The organism is Mesorhizobium sp. Root552 (assembly GCF_001427285.1).
GTDB lineage: Bacteria > Pseudomonadota > Alphaproteobacteria > Rhizobiales > Rhizobiaceae > Mesorhizobium.
Map to the genome: position 1 here is coordinate 1 of NZ_LMFV01000031.1, position 18,122 is coordinate 18,122.

15 protein-coding genes and 5 pseudogenes are annotated in these 18,122 nt (G+C 56.7%); 9 read left to right on the forward strand and 11 right to left on the reverse strand.

What is annotated here, in order from left to right; all coding sequences use genetic code 11:
• Positions 1 to 595: 595 nt before the first annotated feature.
• The 7 genes and pseudogenes from ASD50_RS13290 to pxpA all read right to left on the reverse strand — a co-directional run bounded on the left by ASD50_RS13290 (position 596) and on the right by pxpA (position 6,678).
• On the reverse strand, positions 596 to 1,228 hold the full coding sequence (locus tag ASD50_RS13290) for a response regulator transcription factor (RefSeq protein WP_139832115.1): 633 nt from the start codon (positions 1,226 to 1,228) through the stop codon (positions 596 to 598).
• 14 nt (positions 1,229 to 1,242) lie between these two features.
• Positions 1,243 to 1,785: pseudogene (locus ASD50_RS24295) on the reverse strand (bifunctional methylenetetrahydrofolate dehydrogenase/methenyltetrahydrofolate cyclohydrolase); the annotation flags it as partial.
• A gap of 48 nt (positions 1,786 to 1,833) precedes the next feature.
• Positions 1,834 to 2,297 (reverse strand): annotated as a pseudogene (locus ASD50_RS24300) (tetrahydrofolate dehydrogenase/cyclohydrolase catalytic domain-containing protein); the annotation flags it as partial.
• A 26-nt stretch (positions 2,298 to 2,323) separates the two neighbouring features.
• Positions 2,324 to 3,742 (reverse strand): annotated as a pseudogene (locus ASD50_RS13305) (formate--tetrahydrofolate ligase); the annotation flags it as partial.
• A gap of 1 nt (position 3,743) precedes the next feature.
• Positions 3,744 to 4,144, reverse strand: a pseudogene (locus ASD50_RS23890) (formate--tetrahydrofolate ligase); the annotation flags it as partial.
• A 422-nt stretch (positions 4,145 to 4,566) separates the two neighbouring features.
• On the reverse strand, positions 4,567 to 5,736 hold a 1,170-nt coding region (gene gcvT / locus ASD50_RS13310), incomplete at its 5' end, for a glycine cleavage system aminomethyltransferase GcvT (RefSeq protein WP_210168932.1).
• A 162-nt stretch (positions 5,737 to 5,898) separates the two neighbouring features.
• Positions 5,899 to 6,678, reverse strand: coding sequence for a 5-oxoprolinase subunit PxpA (gene pxpA / locus ASD50_RS13320; RefSeq protein ID WP_244484521.1), 780 nt, complete (start codon positions 6,676 to 6,678; stop codon positions 5,899 to 5,901).
• Positions 6,679 to 7,297: 619 nt separating this feature from the next.
• On the opposite strand from pxpA, the gene ASD50_RS13325 reads away from it, so the two are divergent.
• Positions 7,298 to 7,651 (forward strand): cupin domain-containing protein, encoded by a 354-nt coding sequence (locus ASD50_RS13325; RefSeq protein ID WP_056242015.1) that lies wholly within the window; start codon positions 7,298 to 7,300, stop codon positions 7,649 to 7,651.
• Positions 7,652 to 7,828: 177 nt separating this feature from the next.
• Here ASD50_RS13325 and ASD50_RS13330 read toward each other — a convergent pair whose 3' ends face one another.
• Positions 7,829 to 8,212, reverse strand: coding sequence for an AMP-binding protein (locus tag ASD50_RS13330; protein ID WP_156465084.1), 384 nt, complete (start codon positions 8,210 to 8,212; stop codon positions 7,829 to 7,831).
• A gap of 536 nt (positions 8,213 to 8,748) precedes the next feature.
• On the opposite strand from ASD50_RS13330, the gene ASD50_RS13335 reads away from it, so the two are divergent.
• From ASD50_RS13335 to ASD50_RS24090, 4 genes are all read left to right on the forward strand, one after another.
• On the forward strand, positions 8,749 to 10,092 hold the full coding sequence (locus ASD50_RS13335) for a site-specific DNA-methyltransferase (protein ID WP_056242026.1): 1,344 nt from the start codon (positions 8,749 to 8,751) through the stop codon (positions 10,090 to 10,092).
• Positions 10,089 to 10,484, forward strand: a complete 396-nt coding sequence (locus ASD50_RS13340) for a DUF5681 domain-containing protein (RefSeq protein ID WP_056242028.1) — start codon at positions 10,089 to 10,091, stop codon at positions 10,482 to 10,484. The genes ASD50_RS13335 and ASD50_RS13340 overlap by 4 nt, the downstream gene beginning before the upstream one ends.
• Complete coding sequence (locus tag ASD50_RS13345; RefSeq protein WP_156465085.1) at positions 10,477 to 12,009, forward strand: hypothetical protein; 1,533 nt, start codon at positions 10,477 to 10,479, stop codon at positions 12,007 to 12,009. Before ASD50_RS13340 ends, ASD50_RS13345 begins: the two co-directional genes overlap by 8 nt.
• A 364-nt stretch (positions 12,010 to 12,373) precedes the next feature.
• Positions 12,374 to 12,508 (forward strand): hypothetical protein, encoded by a 135-nt coding sequence (locus ASD50_RS24090; RefSeq protein ID WP_274533323.1) that lies wholly within the window; start codon positions 12,374 to 12,376, stop codon positions 12,506 to 12,508.
• A gap of 78 nt (positions 12,509 to 12,586) precedes the next feature.
• On the opposite strand, the gene ASD50_RS22530 is transcribed toward ASD50_RS24090, so the two are convergent.
• The gene (locus ASD50_RS22530; RefSeq protein WP_082549650.1) at positions 12,587 to 12,796 is read right to left on the reverse strand and encodes a helix-turn-helix transcriptional regulator; all 210 of its coding nucleotides are present in this window, start codon (positions 12,794 to 12,796) and stop codon (positions 12,587 to 12,589) included.
• Between the two features lie 258 nt (positions 12,797 to 13,054).
• Between ASD50_RS22530 and ASD50_RS13350 the strand changes: the two genes are divergently transcribed.
• The 4 genes from ASD50_RS13350 to ASD50_RS13365 all read left to right on the forward strand — a co-directional run bounded on the left by ASD50_RS13350 (position 13,055) and on the right by ASD50_RS13365 (position 15,454).
• On the forward strand, positions 13,055 to 13,816 hold the full coding sequence (locus tag ASD50_RS13350) for a hypothetical protein (RefSeq protein WP_156465086.1): 762 nt from the start codon (positions 13,055 to 13,057) through the stop codon (positions 13,814 to 13,816).
• Positions 13,817 to 13,818: 2 nt separating this feature from the next.
• Positions 13,819 to 14,274: a hypothetical protein gene (locus tag ASD50_RS13355; protein ID WP_056242037.1), complete on the forward strand. Its 456-nt coding sequence runs from the start codon at positions 13,819 to 13,821 to the stop codon at positions 14,272 to 14,274.
• A gap of 54 nt (positions 14,275 to 14,328) precedes the next feature.
• Positions 14,329 to 14,943 (forward strand): DUF4339 domain-containing protein, encoded by a 615-nt coding sequence (locus ASD50_RS13360; protein WP_056242040.1) that lies wholly within the window; start codon positions 14,329 to 14,331, stop codon positions 14,941 to 14,943.
• 61 nt (positions 14,944 to 15,004) lie between these two features.
• Complete coding sequence (locus ASD50_RS13365; RefSeq protein WP_056242043.1) at positions 15,005 to 15,454, forward strand: superinfection immunity protein; 450 nt, start codon at positions 15,005 to 15,007, stop codon at positions 15,452 to 15,454.
• A 567-nt stretch (positions 15,455 to 16,021) separates the two neighbouring features.
• Here the strand turns inward: ASD50_RS13365 and ASD50_RS13375 are convergent.
• Together ASD50_RS13375 and ASD50_RS22535 are read right to left on the reverse strand one after the other, a co-directional pair.
• On the reverse strand, positions 16,022 to 17,077 hold the full coding sequence (locus tag ASD50_RS13375; RefSeq protein ID WP_056242050.1) for a hypothetical protein: 1,056 nt from the start codon (positions 17,075 to 17,077) through the stop codon (positions 16,022 to 16,024).
• 190 nt (positions 17,078 to 17,267) lie between these two features.
• A pseudogene (locus tag ASD50_RS22535) lies at positions 17,268 to 18,001 on the reverse strand (IS5 family transposase).
• Between the last annotated feature and the right edge of the window lie 121 nt (positions 18,002 to 18,122).

The following is an 18,122-nucleotide window of genomic DNA, read 5'->3' on the forward strand; positions in this document are numbered from 1 at the left end:
CCTAAAGACCAAAACCGAAGCAATCGCCGCGCATCAGGCCGCGCCAGACCTCATCTCCGTCCTACCAGCGCCGAAATCCGGGTAGTTCGAGGCGTCCAGTCGCGGCAAACAAAAACAGAACTCTCTTTAGTGATATTCTCATTGCTTTCCCCTTTATGGTTCTCACTTCCTCCGAGGCTAAGACCGAATAGGAATAGCCGCCGTCGTCGACAGTGAAATGATGCTTCAGCTTTTGAGAATGTAGCGTGCCACATTAACGTACTAGCCGGAACCATATCCGGGAGTTACGCTTGGCACAGAAATAAGAGCAGCTAACCCGCTACTCTAGAAAAGTTCGCACACATCTAAAACGGCGTCAACAATAAACATATCTTTTAAGACGCTAAAATTTACCGAACCATCGTGACGCAAACATGATTAGCAGAGTCCCCTCATTCGCACGCCGGCAGGAATGATGGGTGGTCCTGCTTTCTCAGCGCTGTCTTTTTGTTCTGACCTGTCTTGAGCCGTTAAGAATCGCCAACGCCTGAGCTCTGGACACCAATCTCGCGCACGAAGCATCCCTTAACGCTCTAGCACTCACGGCATCATTCTATTAACGTTGGATACCAGCAAAGAATAAGGCAACTGCGGCGGCCCGGTTATGGACGCCGATTTTGTCATAGAGATTCCTTAAATGGTATTTGACCGTGTTCTCGGAGATACCCATTCTGGTTGCGATTTGTAGGTTGGTCCATCCGTTCGCCAGAACGCCGAGCAGTTCAATTTCACGCGGCGTCAATGTTGATAACGGTGTTTCATGGATTTTGGCCATGTCGGTGTGCGGGATACAAAGATGGCCGTGAGCCACTGCGATCAACGTATCTAGCAGTACTGCAGGATCATCGAACTGGTAACAGAAGCCGTGGGCGCCGAGATGCAAGCACTGCTTGAGGATTCCGATGTCGTTTGAGAAAATGACGATGCGTATCCCAACCTCCCGGTGTCGCAGTTCCGTCAGCAGTTTTGCAGCGTTCATGTCAGCTAATTTGGAGCTGATAATGGCAATATCGAAATTCGCCCGATTGATTTCGATCATTTCGAGAAAGGCTTGGCCGCTTTCTACGTGACCAGTCAGTTCGAACCGGTCATCGTGAGCGAATATGTGCTGCAATGCCGATAGCACCAACTGATTGCGTTCGACGAGCACCAGACGAATTCGTGGAAACTGCGCCACTTGTGGCTGCATTGCCTTAATCGACGTCAGCTATCGCCAAGAGATAAGGCCCGCCCCGCGGCGCGGGAAGCGGAGATGACGGTGTTGGCCATCAGGAGTGCGATGGTCATAGGACCGACGCCGCCCGGCACCGGGGTGATCGAACCGGCATTGGTCGCGGCCTCGTCATAGGCAACGTCGCCGACAAGCCGCGCTTTGCCGTTGGCGTCCGCCGGCAAGCGGTTGATACCGACGTCGATGACAGTGGCGCCTGGCTTGACCCAGTCGCCCTTGATCATCTCGGGACGACCAACGGCGGCAACCAGGATATCGGCGCTGCGGCACAGGCCTGGCAGATCCTTGGTGCGGCTGTGCGCGATCGTCACCGTGGCATTGGCGTTGAGCAACAGATTGGCCATCGGCTTGCCGACTATGTTGGAGCGGCCGACCACGACCGCGCTCAGCCCCGACAGATCGCGGCCAAGCGCGCGTTCGATCAAAAGCATCGAGCCGGCCGGCGTGCACGGCACGAAGGCGGTGTCCAGTTCGCCGGTGCCGAGCTTGCCGACATTGATGAAGTGGAAGCCGTCGGTGATCGAGCCTGTGAAGGGGCGCTCAGGCCCGACAGGTCCCGGCCAAGCGCGCGTTCGATCAAAAGCATCGAGCCGGCCGGCGTGCACGGCACGAAGGCGGTGTCCAGTTCGCCGGTGCCGAGCTTGCCGACATTGATGAAGTGGAAGCCGTCGACGTCCTTYTCCGGCGCGATCGTCTGGATGATGCGGCCGGAATCGATGTGGCCCGGCAGCGGCAACTGCACGAGGATGCCGTGGATGGCCGGATCGGCATTCAGCTTCTCGACCACCGCCACCAGCTCTTCCTCGCTGGTTTCAGCCGGCAGCGCATGTTCGATCGAGTTGAAGCCGCATTCCTTGGCCTTCTTGCCCTTCGACGCGACATAGACCTGGCTGGCAGGATCATGGCCGACGATGACCACCGCAATGCCGGGCACAACGCCCGTCTCGGCGATAAGCTTGTCCGCCTCAGCCTTAACCTTGGCAACCACATCCGCCGCTACAACCTTGCCGTCTATTACTGTCGCCATCGCCAAACTTCCTCGCTTTCCTGTTGTCAGCTCAGGCCCTGGATGTCGCCATTGTCGTCGAGATGGATGTTCTCGGACGACGGCTTGGAGGGCAGGCCCGGCATGGTCATGACCTCGCCGCAGATGGCGACGACGAAGCCGGCGCCGGCGGCAAGGCGAACCTCGCGCACCGGAACGGTGTGGCCGGTCGGCGCACCGCGCAGGTTCGGATCGGTCGAGAACGAATACTGCGTCTTGGCCATGCACACCGGCAGGTTGCCGTAGCCCTGCTTCTCCCACTGGTGCAGCTGGTCGCGGATCGACTTGTCGGCAATCGCCTCCGAACCGCGGTAGATGCGCTTGACGATGGTGTCGCCTCGGCGATCTCGACCACCTTCTTCGCAAGCTCCTCGATGCCGGCCGAGCCATGCGCCCAGTGCTTGCACAGGATCGCTTCCGCACCCTGCTCCTTGACATAGGCCTTCAGCGCCGCGATCTCGGCATCGGTGTCGGAATAGAAGTGGTTGATCGCAACCACCACCGGAACCCCGAACTGGTGCACGTTCTCGATGTGGCGGCCAAGGTTGGGGCAGCCCTTCTTCACCGCCTCGACATTCTCAGGCCCGAGGTCCTCCTTCTTCACCCCGCCATTCATCTTCATGGCGCGCACGGTGGCCACGATGACGGCGGCGGCAGGCTTCAGGCCAGCCTTGCGGCACTTGATGTCGAAGAATTTTTCCGCACCCGCCATTCATCTTCATGGCGCGCACGGTGGCCACGATGACGGCGGCGGCAGGCTTCAGGCCAGCCTTGCGGCACTTGATGTCGAAGAATTTTTCCGCGCCGAGATCAGCGCCGAAGCCGGCCTCGGTCACGACATATTCGCCGAGCTTCAAGGCGGTGGTGGTGGCCATCACCGAGTTGCAGCCGTGGGCGATGTTGGCGAACGGGCCGCCATGCACGAAGGCCGGGTTGTTCTCSAGCGTCTGCACMAGGTTCGGCTGGATGGCGTCCTTCAGGAGAACCGCCATGGCGCGGTGCGCCTTCAGTTCACGCGCAAACACCGGGCTCTTGTCGCGCTTGTAGGCAACGATGATGTCGCCRAGGCGCTTTTCGAGGTCCTTCAGGTCCTTGGCAAGGCACAGGATCGCCATGACTTCCGARGCAACGGTGATGTCGAAGCCGGCCTCGCGCGGATAGCCGTTGGCAACGCCGCCCAGCGACACCACGATCTCGCGCAGCGCGCGGTCGTTCATGTCCATGACGCGGCGCCACACCACGCGGCGGGTGTCGATGCCGAGCTCGTTRCCCCAGTAGATGTGGTTGTCGAGCAGYGCCGACAGAAGGTTGTGCGCACTGGTGATGGCGTGGAAGTCGCCGGTGAAGTGCAGGTTCATGTCGTCCATCGGCACGACCTGGGCATAGCCGCCGCCGGCAGCGCCGCCCTTCATGCCGAAGTTCGGACCNTGGAAGTCGCCGGTGAAGTGCAGGTTCATGTCGTCCATCGGCACGACCTGGGCATAGCCGCCGCCGGCAGCGCCGCCCTTCATGCCGAAGTTCGGACCGAGCGAGGCCTCGCGGATGCAGATCACCGCCTTCTTGCCGATGCGGTTCAAGCCGTCGCCCAGGCCAACCGTCGTCGTCGTCTTGCCTTCGCCAGCCGGCGTCGGGTTGATCGCCGTCACAAGGATCAGCTTGCCGTCCTTGTTCTTCTGCACCGACTTGATGAAGTCGGCCGAGACCTTGGCCTTGTCATGCCCGTAAGGCAGCAAATGCTCGCTCGGAATGCCGATCTTCGCGCCAACCTCCTGGATCGGCTTCTTCTTCGCTGCGCGCGCTATCGAGATGTCGCTCTTTACTTCCGCCATGGGATTCTTCCTCGGCTGATTGTGGATTTGAAGGGCTATGGTCTTACTAGAAGCGAGGTGCNTGGATCGGCTTCTTCTTCGCTGCGCGCGCTATCGAGATGTCGCTCTTTACTTCCGCCATGGGATTCTTCCTCGGCTGATTGTGGATTTGAAGGGCTATGGTCTTACTAGAAACGAGGTGCCTTCCGTCCCGCGGCGCGGGAAGCGGAGCAAGCCGGGATATGGCTCCACAACTACGTGCAAACCGCAACACTTATCCCGGCGAATCTAAGCCTGAATGGATCAGTTCACAAAGTCACCAGGGGCGAAATAAAAACTTATAGGCTCGACAATGTCTGCCAGCGAGACTTCCACAAGGATTGCAGTCATCACCCTTGCTGAAATCCCCCTCTCGAAAGAGGAAGATTTCAGCATCAGACAAGTTACGCAAAGCTCTTCGTGCGGGTATCACCGGGATCATACAACGGCATCACGGACAGCTTCGCGGAAGCCTTCTTGCCGTTTGCAAGCGCGATYTGCACATCCAGGCTGGGAACCGCATGGCGCGGATTGATGTAGGCCATGGCAGTTCCTCGCTTTCTGGTGGGTGAAAACGATCCACTGGTTACAGCACCGACCTCAACATCACCGACGAAGATCTTGTCTCCCGTCTCAGCCACGTCACCGGACGGGATATCAAGCCAAACCATCCGCCGCTTTACTCCCTCGCGCGCGATTTTCTGCAAGGCGGCTTTTCCGATGAAGTCTTCTTTGGAGAACTTCACGGTGAACCCGATGCCAGCTTCGAAAGGATTGGTTTTGCGATCGTGATCTTTTCCCACCAGGAGATATCCGGCCTCCTGACGCAAGCTCTCCAGTGCGGCCTGAGCACATGGAACTATATTATGCTGCTTGCCGGCATTCATGACCAGATTCCAGATGGTCGCCCCATCTTTCGATGCAAAATGGAGTTCGAAGCCCGCCTCACCCGTGTAACCCATGCGCGCAACCAAGCATTCGATGCCCGAGATTTTCGCCGGCCGGAAACGATAGTAGCCAAGCGTCGACAAATCGATGTCCRTCAACTGCTGGAGCACACGATTGGCCATCGGCCCTTGCACGGCAAGCGTCGTATGCTCGTCGGTGACATTGGTTACCGTAACATTATAGCTCTTGGCCTGTTTCGACACCCATTCATAGTCGTCCTCAGAGCCACTGATGATCATGTACTTGTTCTGGGCCATGCACCAGATAGTGCAATCGTCGATCATCAGGCCGTTCTCGTCACACATGGCTGTGTACTGCACCGAGCCAACGGTCTTCTTGGAGAAATCGTTGGTTGCGAGCATCTGGATGAAGCCAAGCGCGTCCGGCCCTTCGATAACGAACTCGGCCATGTAATCGAGATCGCATACGGRCACACCCTCTCTCGTTCCCAAATGCTCTTTCGTGTGTCCGGCGCCGTATTCCCAAGGCAGGTAGTAGCCAAAGAGCTCAACCATTTTGGCCCCATATTCAAGGCCACTGTCGTAAAATGGAGTCTTTTTCATAGCGGGTTTCTCCTCCTGGTCCGCAAAACAAAAACCCCCGACAGCGCTTCCGCGCCCGTCGGGNTCAAGGCCACTGTCGTAAAATGGAGTCTTTTTCATAGCGGGTTTCTCCTCCTGGTCCGCAAAACAAAAACCCCCGACAGCGCTTCCGCGCCCGTCGGGCGGCCGACGCAATGGCTAGCAGCCTTTTACATGCATTTGACTGACGACTGGACTTGGCTGGCGTTACGCCGCTGCTGAAGGGCTCCAGGGCCGAACTGCGTCCTTTAGAACACGCGCCAACTCAACGATGTTTGGCGTATCGGAATGTATGCAGATAGACTCCGCTCTCACCTTGAAATCGCGGCCGGTGATCGTGGTGCCCTTGCCTTCAGAAAGCATGCGCACTGCACGTCGAGCCGCCTCGGCAGGGTCACGAACGGCATGATCACGCGAGACAATGAGATGGCCATCGTCGTCATAGTCATTGTCGACGTAGAATTCGGAGATAAGGGTGACGCCTCGCGCCCGATAGACTTCTTCCTGCAGCGTGCCAGCCATGCCAAGCACTGGGACATTGTAGAAGACAGCGGCATCAGCGATCGCCTGCGACACTTCCTCCCGCATCCAGGCGGCGCGATAGAGAGCTCCGTGAGGCTTTATGTGATTGAGCGGCAGCCCCGCCATATCAAGAAACCCCTTGAGGGCGCTAACCTGATAATGGATGATCGCGGAAAGCTCCTCGCGGTTGATCACCATGTCGCGCCGGCCGAACCCCTGCCGGTCTGGGAAAGATGGATGGGCGCCAACTGGCAGGCCGTGCTTGGCCGCAAGCTTAACTGTATCGCGAATAACTGCCGGGTCGGCGGCATGGAAACCACAGGCGACGTTACCAAGATCAATATGCGGCATGATGCCGGCATCGTCGCCGCAGCGATAAAGGCTGTAGCCTTCGCCCATGTCGCAATTGATGGTAACGGTATTTTCTTTCTTCATGGCTCGACGGCCTCCCAGATCGATGATCACGCCGAACTTTAGGGACCGCCCGGAGCCAGGGTCAAATATTATGAAGTGAAATACGTTATCACAATTTTCGATATGATTCGTCGAGCGTTGCTCTCTTATTTTTCTAGTTTATGACACAGTATTAGACCAATTTTGCAAAGTAATTCAGCCACCTTTATCAGAGCACAATAACAGAAGAAAACACCTCAATTACCACTGCCATAGAAGTTATTCTAGATATTTAGGATAAAGATTTCAACTAAAATCAACAAAAAATTTTATGAATTATCTAATTATATGATATAGAATAAAAAATTATTATTATAAATATTTAGAACATATAATTTAGATTTATTATGTATAATATAAGTATATTTCTCTTAAAATAAACATAAATTTTCAATTTTAATTATATATATAGAATAAGTATCATCGATATCACATGCATACTTATCATGTATATTACGTATTCGGCAAATATATATTGTTTTTATATCATTTCTCTTCCGTATTCGTCTGAAGATGAATTTTCGGATTTAGAGCACGACAAATGTAGACGGCCTCCGGTTGCATTCCGATATCGTTTGGCTAGTCTTGCCCTAGGCATTCGAGCCTCAGCATGACAATGGAGAGCCTTATTATGACACGCAAGACTATCCTCAAGTTCGGCAAGGTGGAGAATGCCGATCCCAACGATCTTCCCGGCTGGAAGGTTATCGAGGGCAAGCCGACGATGAAGACCGCCGTCCAGCACACGACTGCGGATGGCAAGGTGCTGTCGGGAACGTGGCAGGCAACGCCCGGCACCTATCACGCCACCTATACGGACTATGAATTCGTGCACATGATCTCGGGCCGCATCATCATCACGCCCGACGGCGGTGAACCGGTCGAAGTCGGTCCGGGCGACGCTTTCGTCGTGGAAGCAGACTTCAAGGGCACCTGGAAAATCATTGAGCCAGTGACGAAGCACTTCGTCGTCGCCTTGAAATAACCGACGGGATCTCACGTATCTTCTACCTCGGGCTGCTGAATTCCGAGAACCGGGCCAAGCAGAAGAAACGGCAATCAATTCAAGGGGCTGGCATTGCACCTGCCCCTTTTTTGCTGTTGACATCCGTAGTGCATTGCGGACAGAGGAAGCTGAAACGTGAGGCTGGCGGTGGAGGTGTCAGGAATTTAGCGAGCGTGACAGCGTCACCGCGACGATTCGGTCGCGTCCTCCGCTACGTCGCGCCAGTTCGCCGGCAAGGGCCGTCGTGCGCCTGTCGAGTTCGGCATAGCTGAGTGTAACACCCTCATAAACCAGCGCCGGCGCATCCGGCGTTTCGCGCATCGTCGCTTCGATCAACGCCATGAGGGTGATGCCCGGCACCTCGTGCTCGGTCCGGTTCGCCTCTACCAGATAGCACTCGATGTCGGCCCCGCAGGCGGTCTGCACGTCGGCCAGCGTCGCCGCTTTCATGGCCTTTTCGAGGAAGGCCACCAGCTGGAGCGAATGCGCTTCGGTCGCCTCGGCCGAATAGAGCGCCGGGTTGGAATTGACTTCCATCAACAGGGCACTGCGCGCATCGCCCCTGAAAGTGAATATCGTCCACCGCGCCGGCGCCGAGGATGTTGAGCGTCACGTCCAGTCCCGGCAATAAAGCTTTCATGCGCACAGCTAAGAGCTTACGCGTCCTTGATGAGCGCCCGCCAGACATCTTTTACTAGGTCAAATTCACCAGGCACGAACTGAGTTTTTGTCCGCTTTCAGGGACTGAACAAGAGCTTGGAAACAGACCGGCAGCCAGGGTTGGCCTGAGGCGCAACAGCTGCACGAGTTCGGGACCAAGCGGCTCTCCCGGTTTCGGTGATTGCAGGCACATCGCGACGGTTTCGGCGGCTCGGGGCGTCAAAAAAATCGAATATTCCTGTCACAAATTGTTTCTGCTTGTAACCGAAATAATTCCAATTTGTCATAGCTATTTGATTTATATGGTTCTTTCCAAACGATCCCGCGCAATCGACAAGTGTTAGAGATCTTATGAGCCCCCACAGAGGCAGATCCAGCCGGGTCTGCTTGTCGAAACCCAATGTGGGAATGCCCTCATGAAAAACCACCTGGAAATACAGTTTCTCCGCGTTGACGAACTGAAGCCGCCCCGGCGGTCATTGCGGAATCACAACCGGAAAAATCTGAACATGCTGCGCGCCAGCATGGAGCAATCTGGCATGGTGATCCCTATCATCGTCGATGAAAACAATTACATCATCGATGGGCATGCACGCTGGGTAGTCGCCAAGGTCCTGGGCATTAAAGTCGTGCCCACGATATGCCTTGCCAACCGTACTGAGGCCGAAAAGATCGCCCTGCAGATGGCACTGAACCGGCTGGTTGAACTGGCGGCGTGGGATATACCCGCCATGAAGGCTGGCTTCGAACTGCTGATTGAAGTTGGCTACGATACCACCTTGACGGGTTTCGAGCCGGCCCAGATTGACGACATTATGGTGTTCGATGGCCCTGCTTCTGGCGAGGTCGAGACGCTTGACGCCAGCGGCCTTGCAAACACCAAGCCCCCAATTGCGCAGCCGGGCGACATCTGGATCTGCGGCGATCATCGGTTGGCCTGCGGAGATTTCCGGGATGAGGCGCTGCAAGGACGTCTGTTTGCGGGTGATTCAGCCCAACTCTGTTTGAGTGATTTACCCTACAACGTTCCGATTGCCGGCAATGTATCCGGGCTAGGAAAGGTCAAACATAGCGAATTTGCCATGGCGTCGGGTGAGATGAGCGAAGCCGAGTTTACGGTCTTCCTAGGTCGGTTTTTCAGGTCTGTCCTAAATCATATCACAGCCGGCGGTCTGATCTACGCGTTCATGGACTGGCGCAGCATCGCGTTGCTCATCGGATCTGGCAAGGCTGCAGGGCTAAGCCTGCTCAACCTTGTCGTATGGGTCAAGACCAATCCTGGAATGGGCGCTTTTTATCGCTCCCAGCACGAATTGCTGGCGCTGTTCCGGAAGGACGGTGCAGCGCATGTTAATAATGTCGAGCTCGGCCGACACGGTCGATCCCGCAGTAATGTTTGGAATTACAGGGGCGTCAACGTCTTCGGGCCGGATCGAAAGTGGCTGGCGGAGCATCCGACGGTAAAACCTGTCGCTCTGGTAATCGACGCGCTTCGAGACGCCAGTCGGCCGGGAGATATCGTGTTCGACCCGTTCATGGGTTCGGGCACGACGATGATTGCGGCGGAGCGGACGCGGCGGCGCTGCTTCGGCATCGAAATCGAGCCACGCTTTGTCGATCTTGCGATCCGCCGATGGGAGGAAGAAAGCGGCCATGACGCGGTGCGCGCGTCCGATGGGTTGAGCTTCTTTGAGGCCAGCGAGGTACAGGCCGTTCCCTCTGACGATCAGCCACATGAGAACGAGGGAGGCGACGCATGAGCGACGACGATCTCTCCGAAAAAGTCGGCTATGGCCACCCTCCGAAGAAAAACCGGTTCCCGAAGGGCACATCCGGTAATCCCAAAGGGCGGCCGAAGGCGTCGAAGAACGTGGCCAACGCCGTCGAACTCGAGCTCGACAGCAAGGTCACCGTCATCGAGAACGGCAGGAAGCTCAAGCTTAGCCGCGGTGAAGTCATTGCCAAGACGCTGGTCACCAAGGCCATGAAAGGCGACCTGCGCGCTTTCGATGCCGTGACGAAGCTGCTTCCAAAGCGCTTCCGAGAGCCCTTGGCAGAGGCCAATAAAAGCGAGCCCCTCGACCCTTACGAGGCCGAGGTTCTCGAACGCTACATCAGCAGACGCATCGCGAAGGAAGACAGCCATGACTGAACCATCCCTGTCCCCGCGCTTTTCCCAACACTCTCCGAAAAGGAATAAAGTCATGGAAAATCCAAGCAATGAAACAAGCCGCCGCTACCTGGATGACAAGGCCCGCGAAGATATGCGTGTGTTTATAGAGCTCGCGCTGGGCTGGATCATTCCCGATTTTCAATACGAAGCGTATATCGGGCTAATTGGAGCCTATTTCCAGGCACAGTTTGAGGGGCGTATAGGGGGCCTGATCATCAACACGCCTCCACGTCATGCAAAATCGAGGTTGACGATTGCTGCTGTCGGCTACTTCCTGGGAATAAATCCCGACAAGAAAGTGGTCGTGATCAGCCATTCCCAGAGGCTGGCAGACGCGCTGTCGCGGTCCAACAAGAAGTTCATGGAGTCCGATTTCTACCGGCGCATATTTCCTGGGACAATCATCGATCCATCCAAGTCAGCCGCATCTGAGTTTGAGACGACAAGGGGCGGCGGCCGGTTAGGAATCAGCTTCGAAACCAGTATTACAGGGTTCGGTGCGGATTGGATCCTCGTCGATGATCCAATGTCTGCCCATAAAAGGTCGTCGGTAGCTACTCGCGAAGGAGTGCTGGAGTCGTTTAACGAGATGGTGACTACCCGCATCAATGACTGGGGAACCGGTAAGTTTACCCTGATCGCCCACCGGCTGCACTCAAACGACCTGTCTGCGACACTGGAACGGAGAGGCTTTGAGGTGCTTTCCCTTCCTTTCGAAGCGGAGGAGGACGGGCCTGTCATCTTCGAAGGAAAGGCCTACCTCGACCGCAAGAAGGGGGAAGTTCTCCAACCGAAGCGTTTTCCGCCCCATGTGGTGGCGCGCCTCAAATCGCAGATCCCCAACTCGGTCTTTGCTGCGCAGTATCAGCAAAGGCCCGTGGAATCGGGCTTTTTAGGCATCGAACGATCGCACTTCCCAATCGTCGACGCCGTGCCAACCAAAGGGAATGTATATATTGCCTGGGATACGGCTTCCACAGAAGGGCGTGGTTCCTACACTGCAGGTCTGGTCATCAAGCGCTGCGGTAATACGCATTATGTGATCGACGTGATCCGCCAACAGGCCGGATATGAGCGTGCGGTTGACCTGATGATTGGTGCGCACCATCGCCATGCCCCGATCCAGCATATTTTTGAAAAGGCCGGCTTGGCGCAAGCCTATCATGGCGCTCTCATTGGCAATGGAGCGACGTCTATCCTTCTTCCCGTCAGCAAATCCAAAGAGGAGAGGTTAGAATCGCAATTGTTTCCGATAACGAATCGCCAGGTCCAGATCTTGCGCAGTGTGACCCTTCGAGATGAGTTTCTGGAGGAGGTGACAACCTTTCCCTATGGCTCCTCCGACGACCTTGTAGACGCCCTGACGCTTTATCTGGGTTATGTGGACGATACAGGCCAACCGCCATCAGTCGAAAAGGTCATCATGGGGTTCAACACCCGCAAAGGCCTTCGGAAAGAAGGCAACACTGTTATGTATGGCCGACGCAAACTGTTCCGGCTCTGATGCAAATGGAGGAAGGATCTCCCGCCTACGGCGGGAGATCCCTATCTGTGAGCATTTGCTGATCGTACTACTGGGATCCAACTCACTGTATCGCCCGTCACTGCGGGAAAATGGTTGACGTAGCTGGCGGCCACGGCCATCAACGCGCGATCCATTTACGAATGCTTGGCAGCTTTGAGCTGCGGCACCGTCTCCTCCTTTACGCAAATCTCACCGGAAAAGACAGATCAGAAATGTTCTCGCTAGTGCAAGTTTGCGTGCCCTGGCAGAACAGGCCGCGTAAGCAGATGCGGTTCGACGCCCACAACCATGCCTTCAGGGCCAGGGTGGCGTTCCCCGGCGCGGGTTCTGCGATAACATGCGTATGGCGGTCGACAGGATCGGCCGTGGCAAGGAGCGTCAGGTCAACCATTGCGAACGAGAGTTACACGTTGGCGAAGGTTCGCTGCAGGAAGGCATAGAACTCGTCACCGCTGACGAGCGCAATATCGGCAAATAGGCGGGAAGCACGCTGGTAGAGGGCGGAACGATCGTCATTTCACGCCCTGCCCCAACAGCTTGCCCCCGACGCTTACGCTCAATCTGGATCGAGGAGCTTGCCGGGAGTGACTTCGAGATAGTGGGCGAGTTTCTGGATGATGAGGATGGTCGGGTTTCTGGCACCTCGCTCGAGGTCGCTGACATAGGTGCGATGAATGCCGACCTCGTCGGCAAAGGCCTCTTGGGAAAGCCGCCGGTCCTGCCGCAGCCGGCGTAAATTCCTGGCAAGTTGCTGTCGAATATCCACCTGATGGAATGTGAGCAGCGCACTCTATCAGTCTACAGACGATGAGTGACATTTCGCTTGACTTCCGCCCGCGAAGAAGGGTTCTCATAGCGCAGGGTGGGTTCATGACGGTGCTGGCGCATACTTTGGCGCCGCACTACATGCCCGCCCCGGGGAGCGGAGGTTAGCAAGGTGATTTCAAGGAGTGTCTTAGCTCGTGCGGGTCTTGCCTGCATGGCCTTGTTTTGGGCGGAACAGGCTCTGGCGAGCGAGCAATGCATGTCCGAAGAAGAAGTGTTCAGCGAGCTTTTTGCGATAGGTGAGCTCGAATTATGGACCCCAGGCGAGCCGGAGTTGGACTTCGGGACCCTGGTCTTGACCCTCAAGCAGGATGGCAAGGCCGTCTACCGCTACAAGCAGAGCGGCAGAGAGATATTTTCATCTTGGTATATCGACACCAAGGCTGATCAGACGGAGCGACTGTGCCTTGTCGCCAATCCGTTTGACTCTGACGAGGAGTGCGCAACGGTGCGCTGGTCGCTGCAGGACGATGGCAACACTGCTCGCCACCTAATTTTCCCCAGTCAATGCTCCAATGGAAAAACGGGTTCAAGAGTTGCCTCTGGCATTGAATTCAATACGCAGGATTTATACCCAGGCACCATCGGCTCAAATTCCTACGTCCCGTCGGAGGCCAGCGCGGAAGATTTGCCAGTCTGTGGTGACGAGGCAGTAAAATCGACCCTGGCCAAGTTGATTGAGACATCGCCACGAACGCCTGAACAGACATACGGACTGAGAAACGCTGGCAATCCCAAGATCGCCTACACTGTCAAAGCCGTGCGCACCGAAGCGGAGCTGCTCAAGGGGTATCTGTGCTCAGCCATCGTCAGCGCGGCTGTCGATGCACCCAAGGGCAACGAGTCCGGCCTTGCTGTGCTGCAGATGTTCCTAAAACCCTATGGCATCCTCGGCGACATCGATGTCGCCTATAGCGTCAAGCAGATGGATGACGGCGGGGTCTACGTGAACCTGGAATAAGAATGGCCTGCGATCCCGTGACCAGTCTTTTGCCGGACCAGCTCAGTGGAAAGATCGGCTTCTTCTGGATCGTGCCTCATCGGAACGGCACTGACGCGGTTCTTGGAGATGCGATCCCCCTTGCTGAGGCCGAAGTCTATGGCGATGTGCTTACCCATCCGGGCGGGCATTTTGTTTACTGGAGCCAGATGAAGCGTCACGGCCCTGCCTGGTTGCGGGCCAAAGGCATCAGCGGCCAGTTGCTCAAAGGCGAATATGAAGACTGGCCACGAGGGCGGGTGGTGTTCATGCCCTCCACCGGCCGCTTCACGCTTTATGCCGACCGTCGCATCCTGCGACCGGCGAGATTGTCTCTGCTGCGCACCTTCTTCGAGCTGGGCGAGCTTGATCTGGAGCTGCGCCGCGACAGCCACTACCAGCCCGTGCCCCGTCACCGAATGATCGAGCCATGGCAGTGACGCGGGCGAGGCTATCGATCGAACAAATACAATTACCACTGAGAGGGGTTATCGATGACTGATTGGTTTTACGAGGAAGCCGGAACGCCGCGCGGTCCCATAAAGGAAGAAGACCTCGGCGTCATGCTGTCAAACCGGCTCTTGCCGCCAACCACGCGTATATGGACAGCTTCCTTTGGCCAGGAATGGAAACCAGCCCACCAGACAAGCCTTGCCGCACAGATCGACGCTTTACCGCCTCCCTTGCCGGCTGGCGCTATCCAGGCGGTTCCACCGCTGCCCCATCAGCCCGGCACGACTGGCAAGCCCGCAGTGTCCACCACCATCTATGCGCTGCTGCTGGCCTGCTCGCCCCTGGCGGTGCTTTTTGCGGATGTGATGGGGCAACTTTCGGGGGTCGATCCCAATTCACTGTCCTACAACAACTGGGTCTCGATTCTTCTCACCCTGATTGCCGTGATCCTCGCCTTTGCCGACGTCAAGATCCTCAACAGTTGGGGCTTCAATCCTAGGCAGCGGCGTATCGTGCCGTTCCTGCTTCTGTCGCCAATCGGCTATTTCTGGCGGCGGGCGGCAGTCGTGGGTGGGGACTGGAACTATCTCTGGATATGGCTAGGATGCGTTGCGCTGGCCGTTACAGGGCAATTGACCATGCTGGCCGATCGGTAGCTACTGCCCCACAACCGCCCTCATTTCTCCCAGTCAATCTTCTTCGAAGTGTCTGCAACCCATGGACAATGACACCGCGCTCTCGTTGCTGATTTTAACGATCCTGGTCATCTTCCTGTTCCCGGCGTTGATCGCCTTCTGGCGCCGCCATCCCAATCGCTGGGTGATCCTTTTGCTCAATGTGTTTCTGGGAGCCACCGGCTTTGTCTGGTTCGCATGCCTGATCTGGGCCTTCAGGGCGATCCACTTTGCCTCGACATCCACCGGCAGCCATGGTGGTGAATCCGGGCTCAATATCGTGGCGAACGACTTTGCCAGGCCTCAAACACACTTACTGCCGGTACAGGTCACCGCCATGGTCGATGGCACGCTGGAACGGCTGGAACGCCTCAAGAAACTGCACGAAAACGGTGCCCTCGACGACCGGCAGTTCGAACGAATGCGCAGCGCCATTCTTCCGGCAGCCATCGACAACACAAACGGACCGGCACCACGGGGGCGCCGATCCTGACACTGGGCGCTGTCGGGCAACTAGGGCACCATTTTCCGCATCCTGGCGATGATCCCGGGCCTTCCCCCCGAAAGTATGTCCATTTTGAGAGTTAGAGTTTCGGCTATTTTGGGTTTTGAAAGGAGCACGGAATGGCACGATGGCACGGAAGAACTATACGGACGAACAGATCATCGGAATGTTGCGGGAGGCGGAGGTACGGCTTTCGCAAGGTGAGAAAACCGGTTCGATCTGCCGCGGCTTGGGGAATCGCATGAACGGTGCTTCTGTCGCGGTAGGGCGCCTACGGGCGCACGTCCACTCTTCAGAAGCCGCCATAGAACAAGGCGACTAGGTACCCTTTTGAAGCAGAAGCTTTCCGTTGAGAATTAGATTAGTCCCGTCCTTCAGGAGAACGCACTTCGATCCTAACGGCCAAATGAACTCGTACCCGGCGAACTCCTCTCCGGCACCATTGCGCGCCGATATCGACCTTGCCTGGCAAGGTTCCTGTTCGACCGAGCCTGTCGGCGAGATGACCAAGCACGTCCCGCTGCCCGCAGTTTTTGAATCATTCCGCCATGGCGGTTAGTCTGCAGCAAGCATCCGGATCGGCGTGGAAGGCTTGAATGCCGCCAGCGGCGACAACCATTGGCTTCTCTCCTCGAAGTCCGCAAGGGTGCACTGACTTAGGCCAAGCGAGATGTTGTACATGCCGTTGAAGCCGCAACCGAGGAAATAGTCATCCTTCTGCCCGATTAAGCACCCTGCCTCGGAATATCCCGCGTCGCCGCTGGTCACAGAGTAGATCCTAACGCCGCCCTTGTCTTGGATGGCCTTGGAGACTGGTTGGTAAGCGCCCACCGACTGTACCAGATCGGCGTAGTCAGTATCCTTGCCTATGAGGCCGACCTGCCAGTGGAATGAGTTCTCGCAGACGTAATAGGACCGTTCCTCGGTCAATTCGGTCGGCTTGTCGTAGCCGAAGAGCTCGATCTCGAAACGGCCGGCCTTCTCGACGGTGTCGATGTAGTAGAAATCGTTCCCGACGTGCGTCAGCATCAACTGGATGAGGTCCGGACGCATCATCGTGCTGGCCGACCACGGCACTTGGCCATTTGCGAGGATCATGAGTTCCATCATTGCTTCCATTGCCCAATCGTGAGCGATAGGAAGTGCCCTCGCGCTAACCAATTCGTCTGAATCGAGGGCCAGATATGGACGGTGGAAGCCGAGCGTGCCTGTGACATGGAGCTTGCGGTTAACGAAATTGACTTCTGGACCCTGCGCAATACCCATCATGAACATGATCGCGCACATCGAATGGCATTCGGCTCCTGCTGGGATGACTGTCCCGACGCCCTGTTTGTAAAACTGCTTTGCGAGCTTCACGCCTTCAAGCACGCTGCCCCCGGGGCTGTTGAGGCAAATCGTGTCAGCCGACGAACTCTCGCCGTCGACCCCTTTGAACTCGGTAGCAGCTAAATGCATGAACCGCTCAAAATCGCCCGCTACGATCTCCCCTTCGAGTTGGAGGACGCAAACGTCGTTGTGCGATTTCGTGATCGTGGCGCCGTACGCGCCGCCCGGGAAGCTGGCCGGAAGCGCCAGGACAGCAGCTACAAAGGCAGTCGTCGATTTCAAAATGGCCCCCTCCTACAGTGCGGAGGACTGTAGCATGTACGGTGACAGAAATCAGCGACGCCTTTCCGACTTGGTCGATGCGGATGGCGTAGAGAGAAACAGTTTGGGCACTACGGGGCCGTTTCCGGACAGTCGGGTTTCGGTCGCAGAAGATCAGTTAGCTGCCGCGGACCCTAGGCGGTGTTTACATTCACAGGCATGATCTGAGTGCAGCGACGAGATTTAGGAAGCCTGCGTAATTTCTGGCGAGCTTGTCGTATCGCGTCGCTATACGCCTGAAGTTTTTGATCCTGTTGAAGAACCGTTCGATCAGGTTGCGCTCCCTGTATAACAAGGCATCAAAGGGTCGCCATGAGGCGGTGGTCTTGCGACGCGGCACGACCGGCTTGGCTTCAGCCGCGGCTATGGCATCCATGGCGCGTTGCCCATCATAGCCTTTGTCGGCAAGGACATGGCCGGTCTTCAACCCGTCGAGCAGCCCCTCGATCTGGGTGATGTCGTTGCGCTCGCCGCCAGTCAGGATAAAGCGGATCGGGTTGCCCAAGGCATCGGTTGCAGCGTGAACTTTGGTGCTCAGCCCCCCTTTGGAGCGTCCCAGCGCGTGAGCTTCAAACCGACTTTCGGATCGATCACTTTTTTTGGGGCGCCGGCACTATGCTGGTGTGCACGCACGATGGTGCTGTCGACGAGGATGTATTCAAAGTCGGCATCATCGTTCAAAGCCTTGAAAAGCCTTTCCCATACACCGCTTCGACACCACCGGTTGAAGCGCTGGTAGACGGTATGCCACCGGCCGAATTCCTTGGGCAAAACCCGCCAGTGAGCTCCCGAACGGGCCAGCCACAGGATCGCTTCCACAAACAGCCGATTGTCGCGCCCGGTCCGTCCGGGGTCCGTCGCCTTGCCAGGCAAATGCGGCGCTATCCGTTCCCAAACCGCGTCATTCTGTGCGCGGCGGTGACAAAGTAGGCCACAGGAGCGCCGGCGTAATGCTGGTGCGGGCGGCGTAAAAACCGTCCAGTGGCTAGGCTGGTCCCTTTGGGGG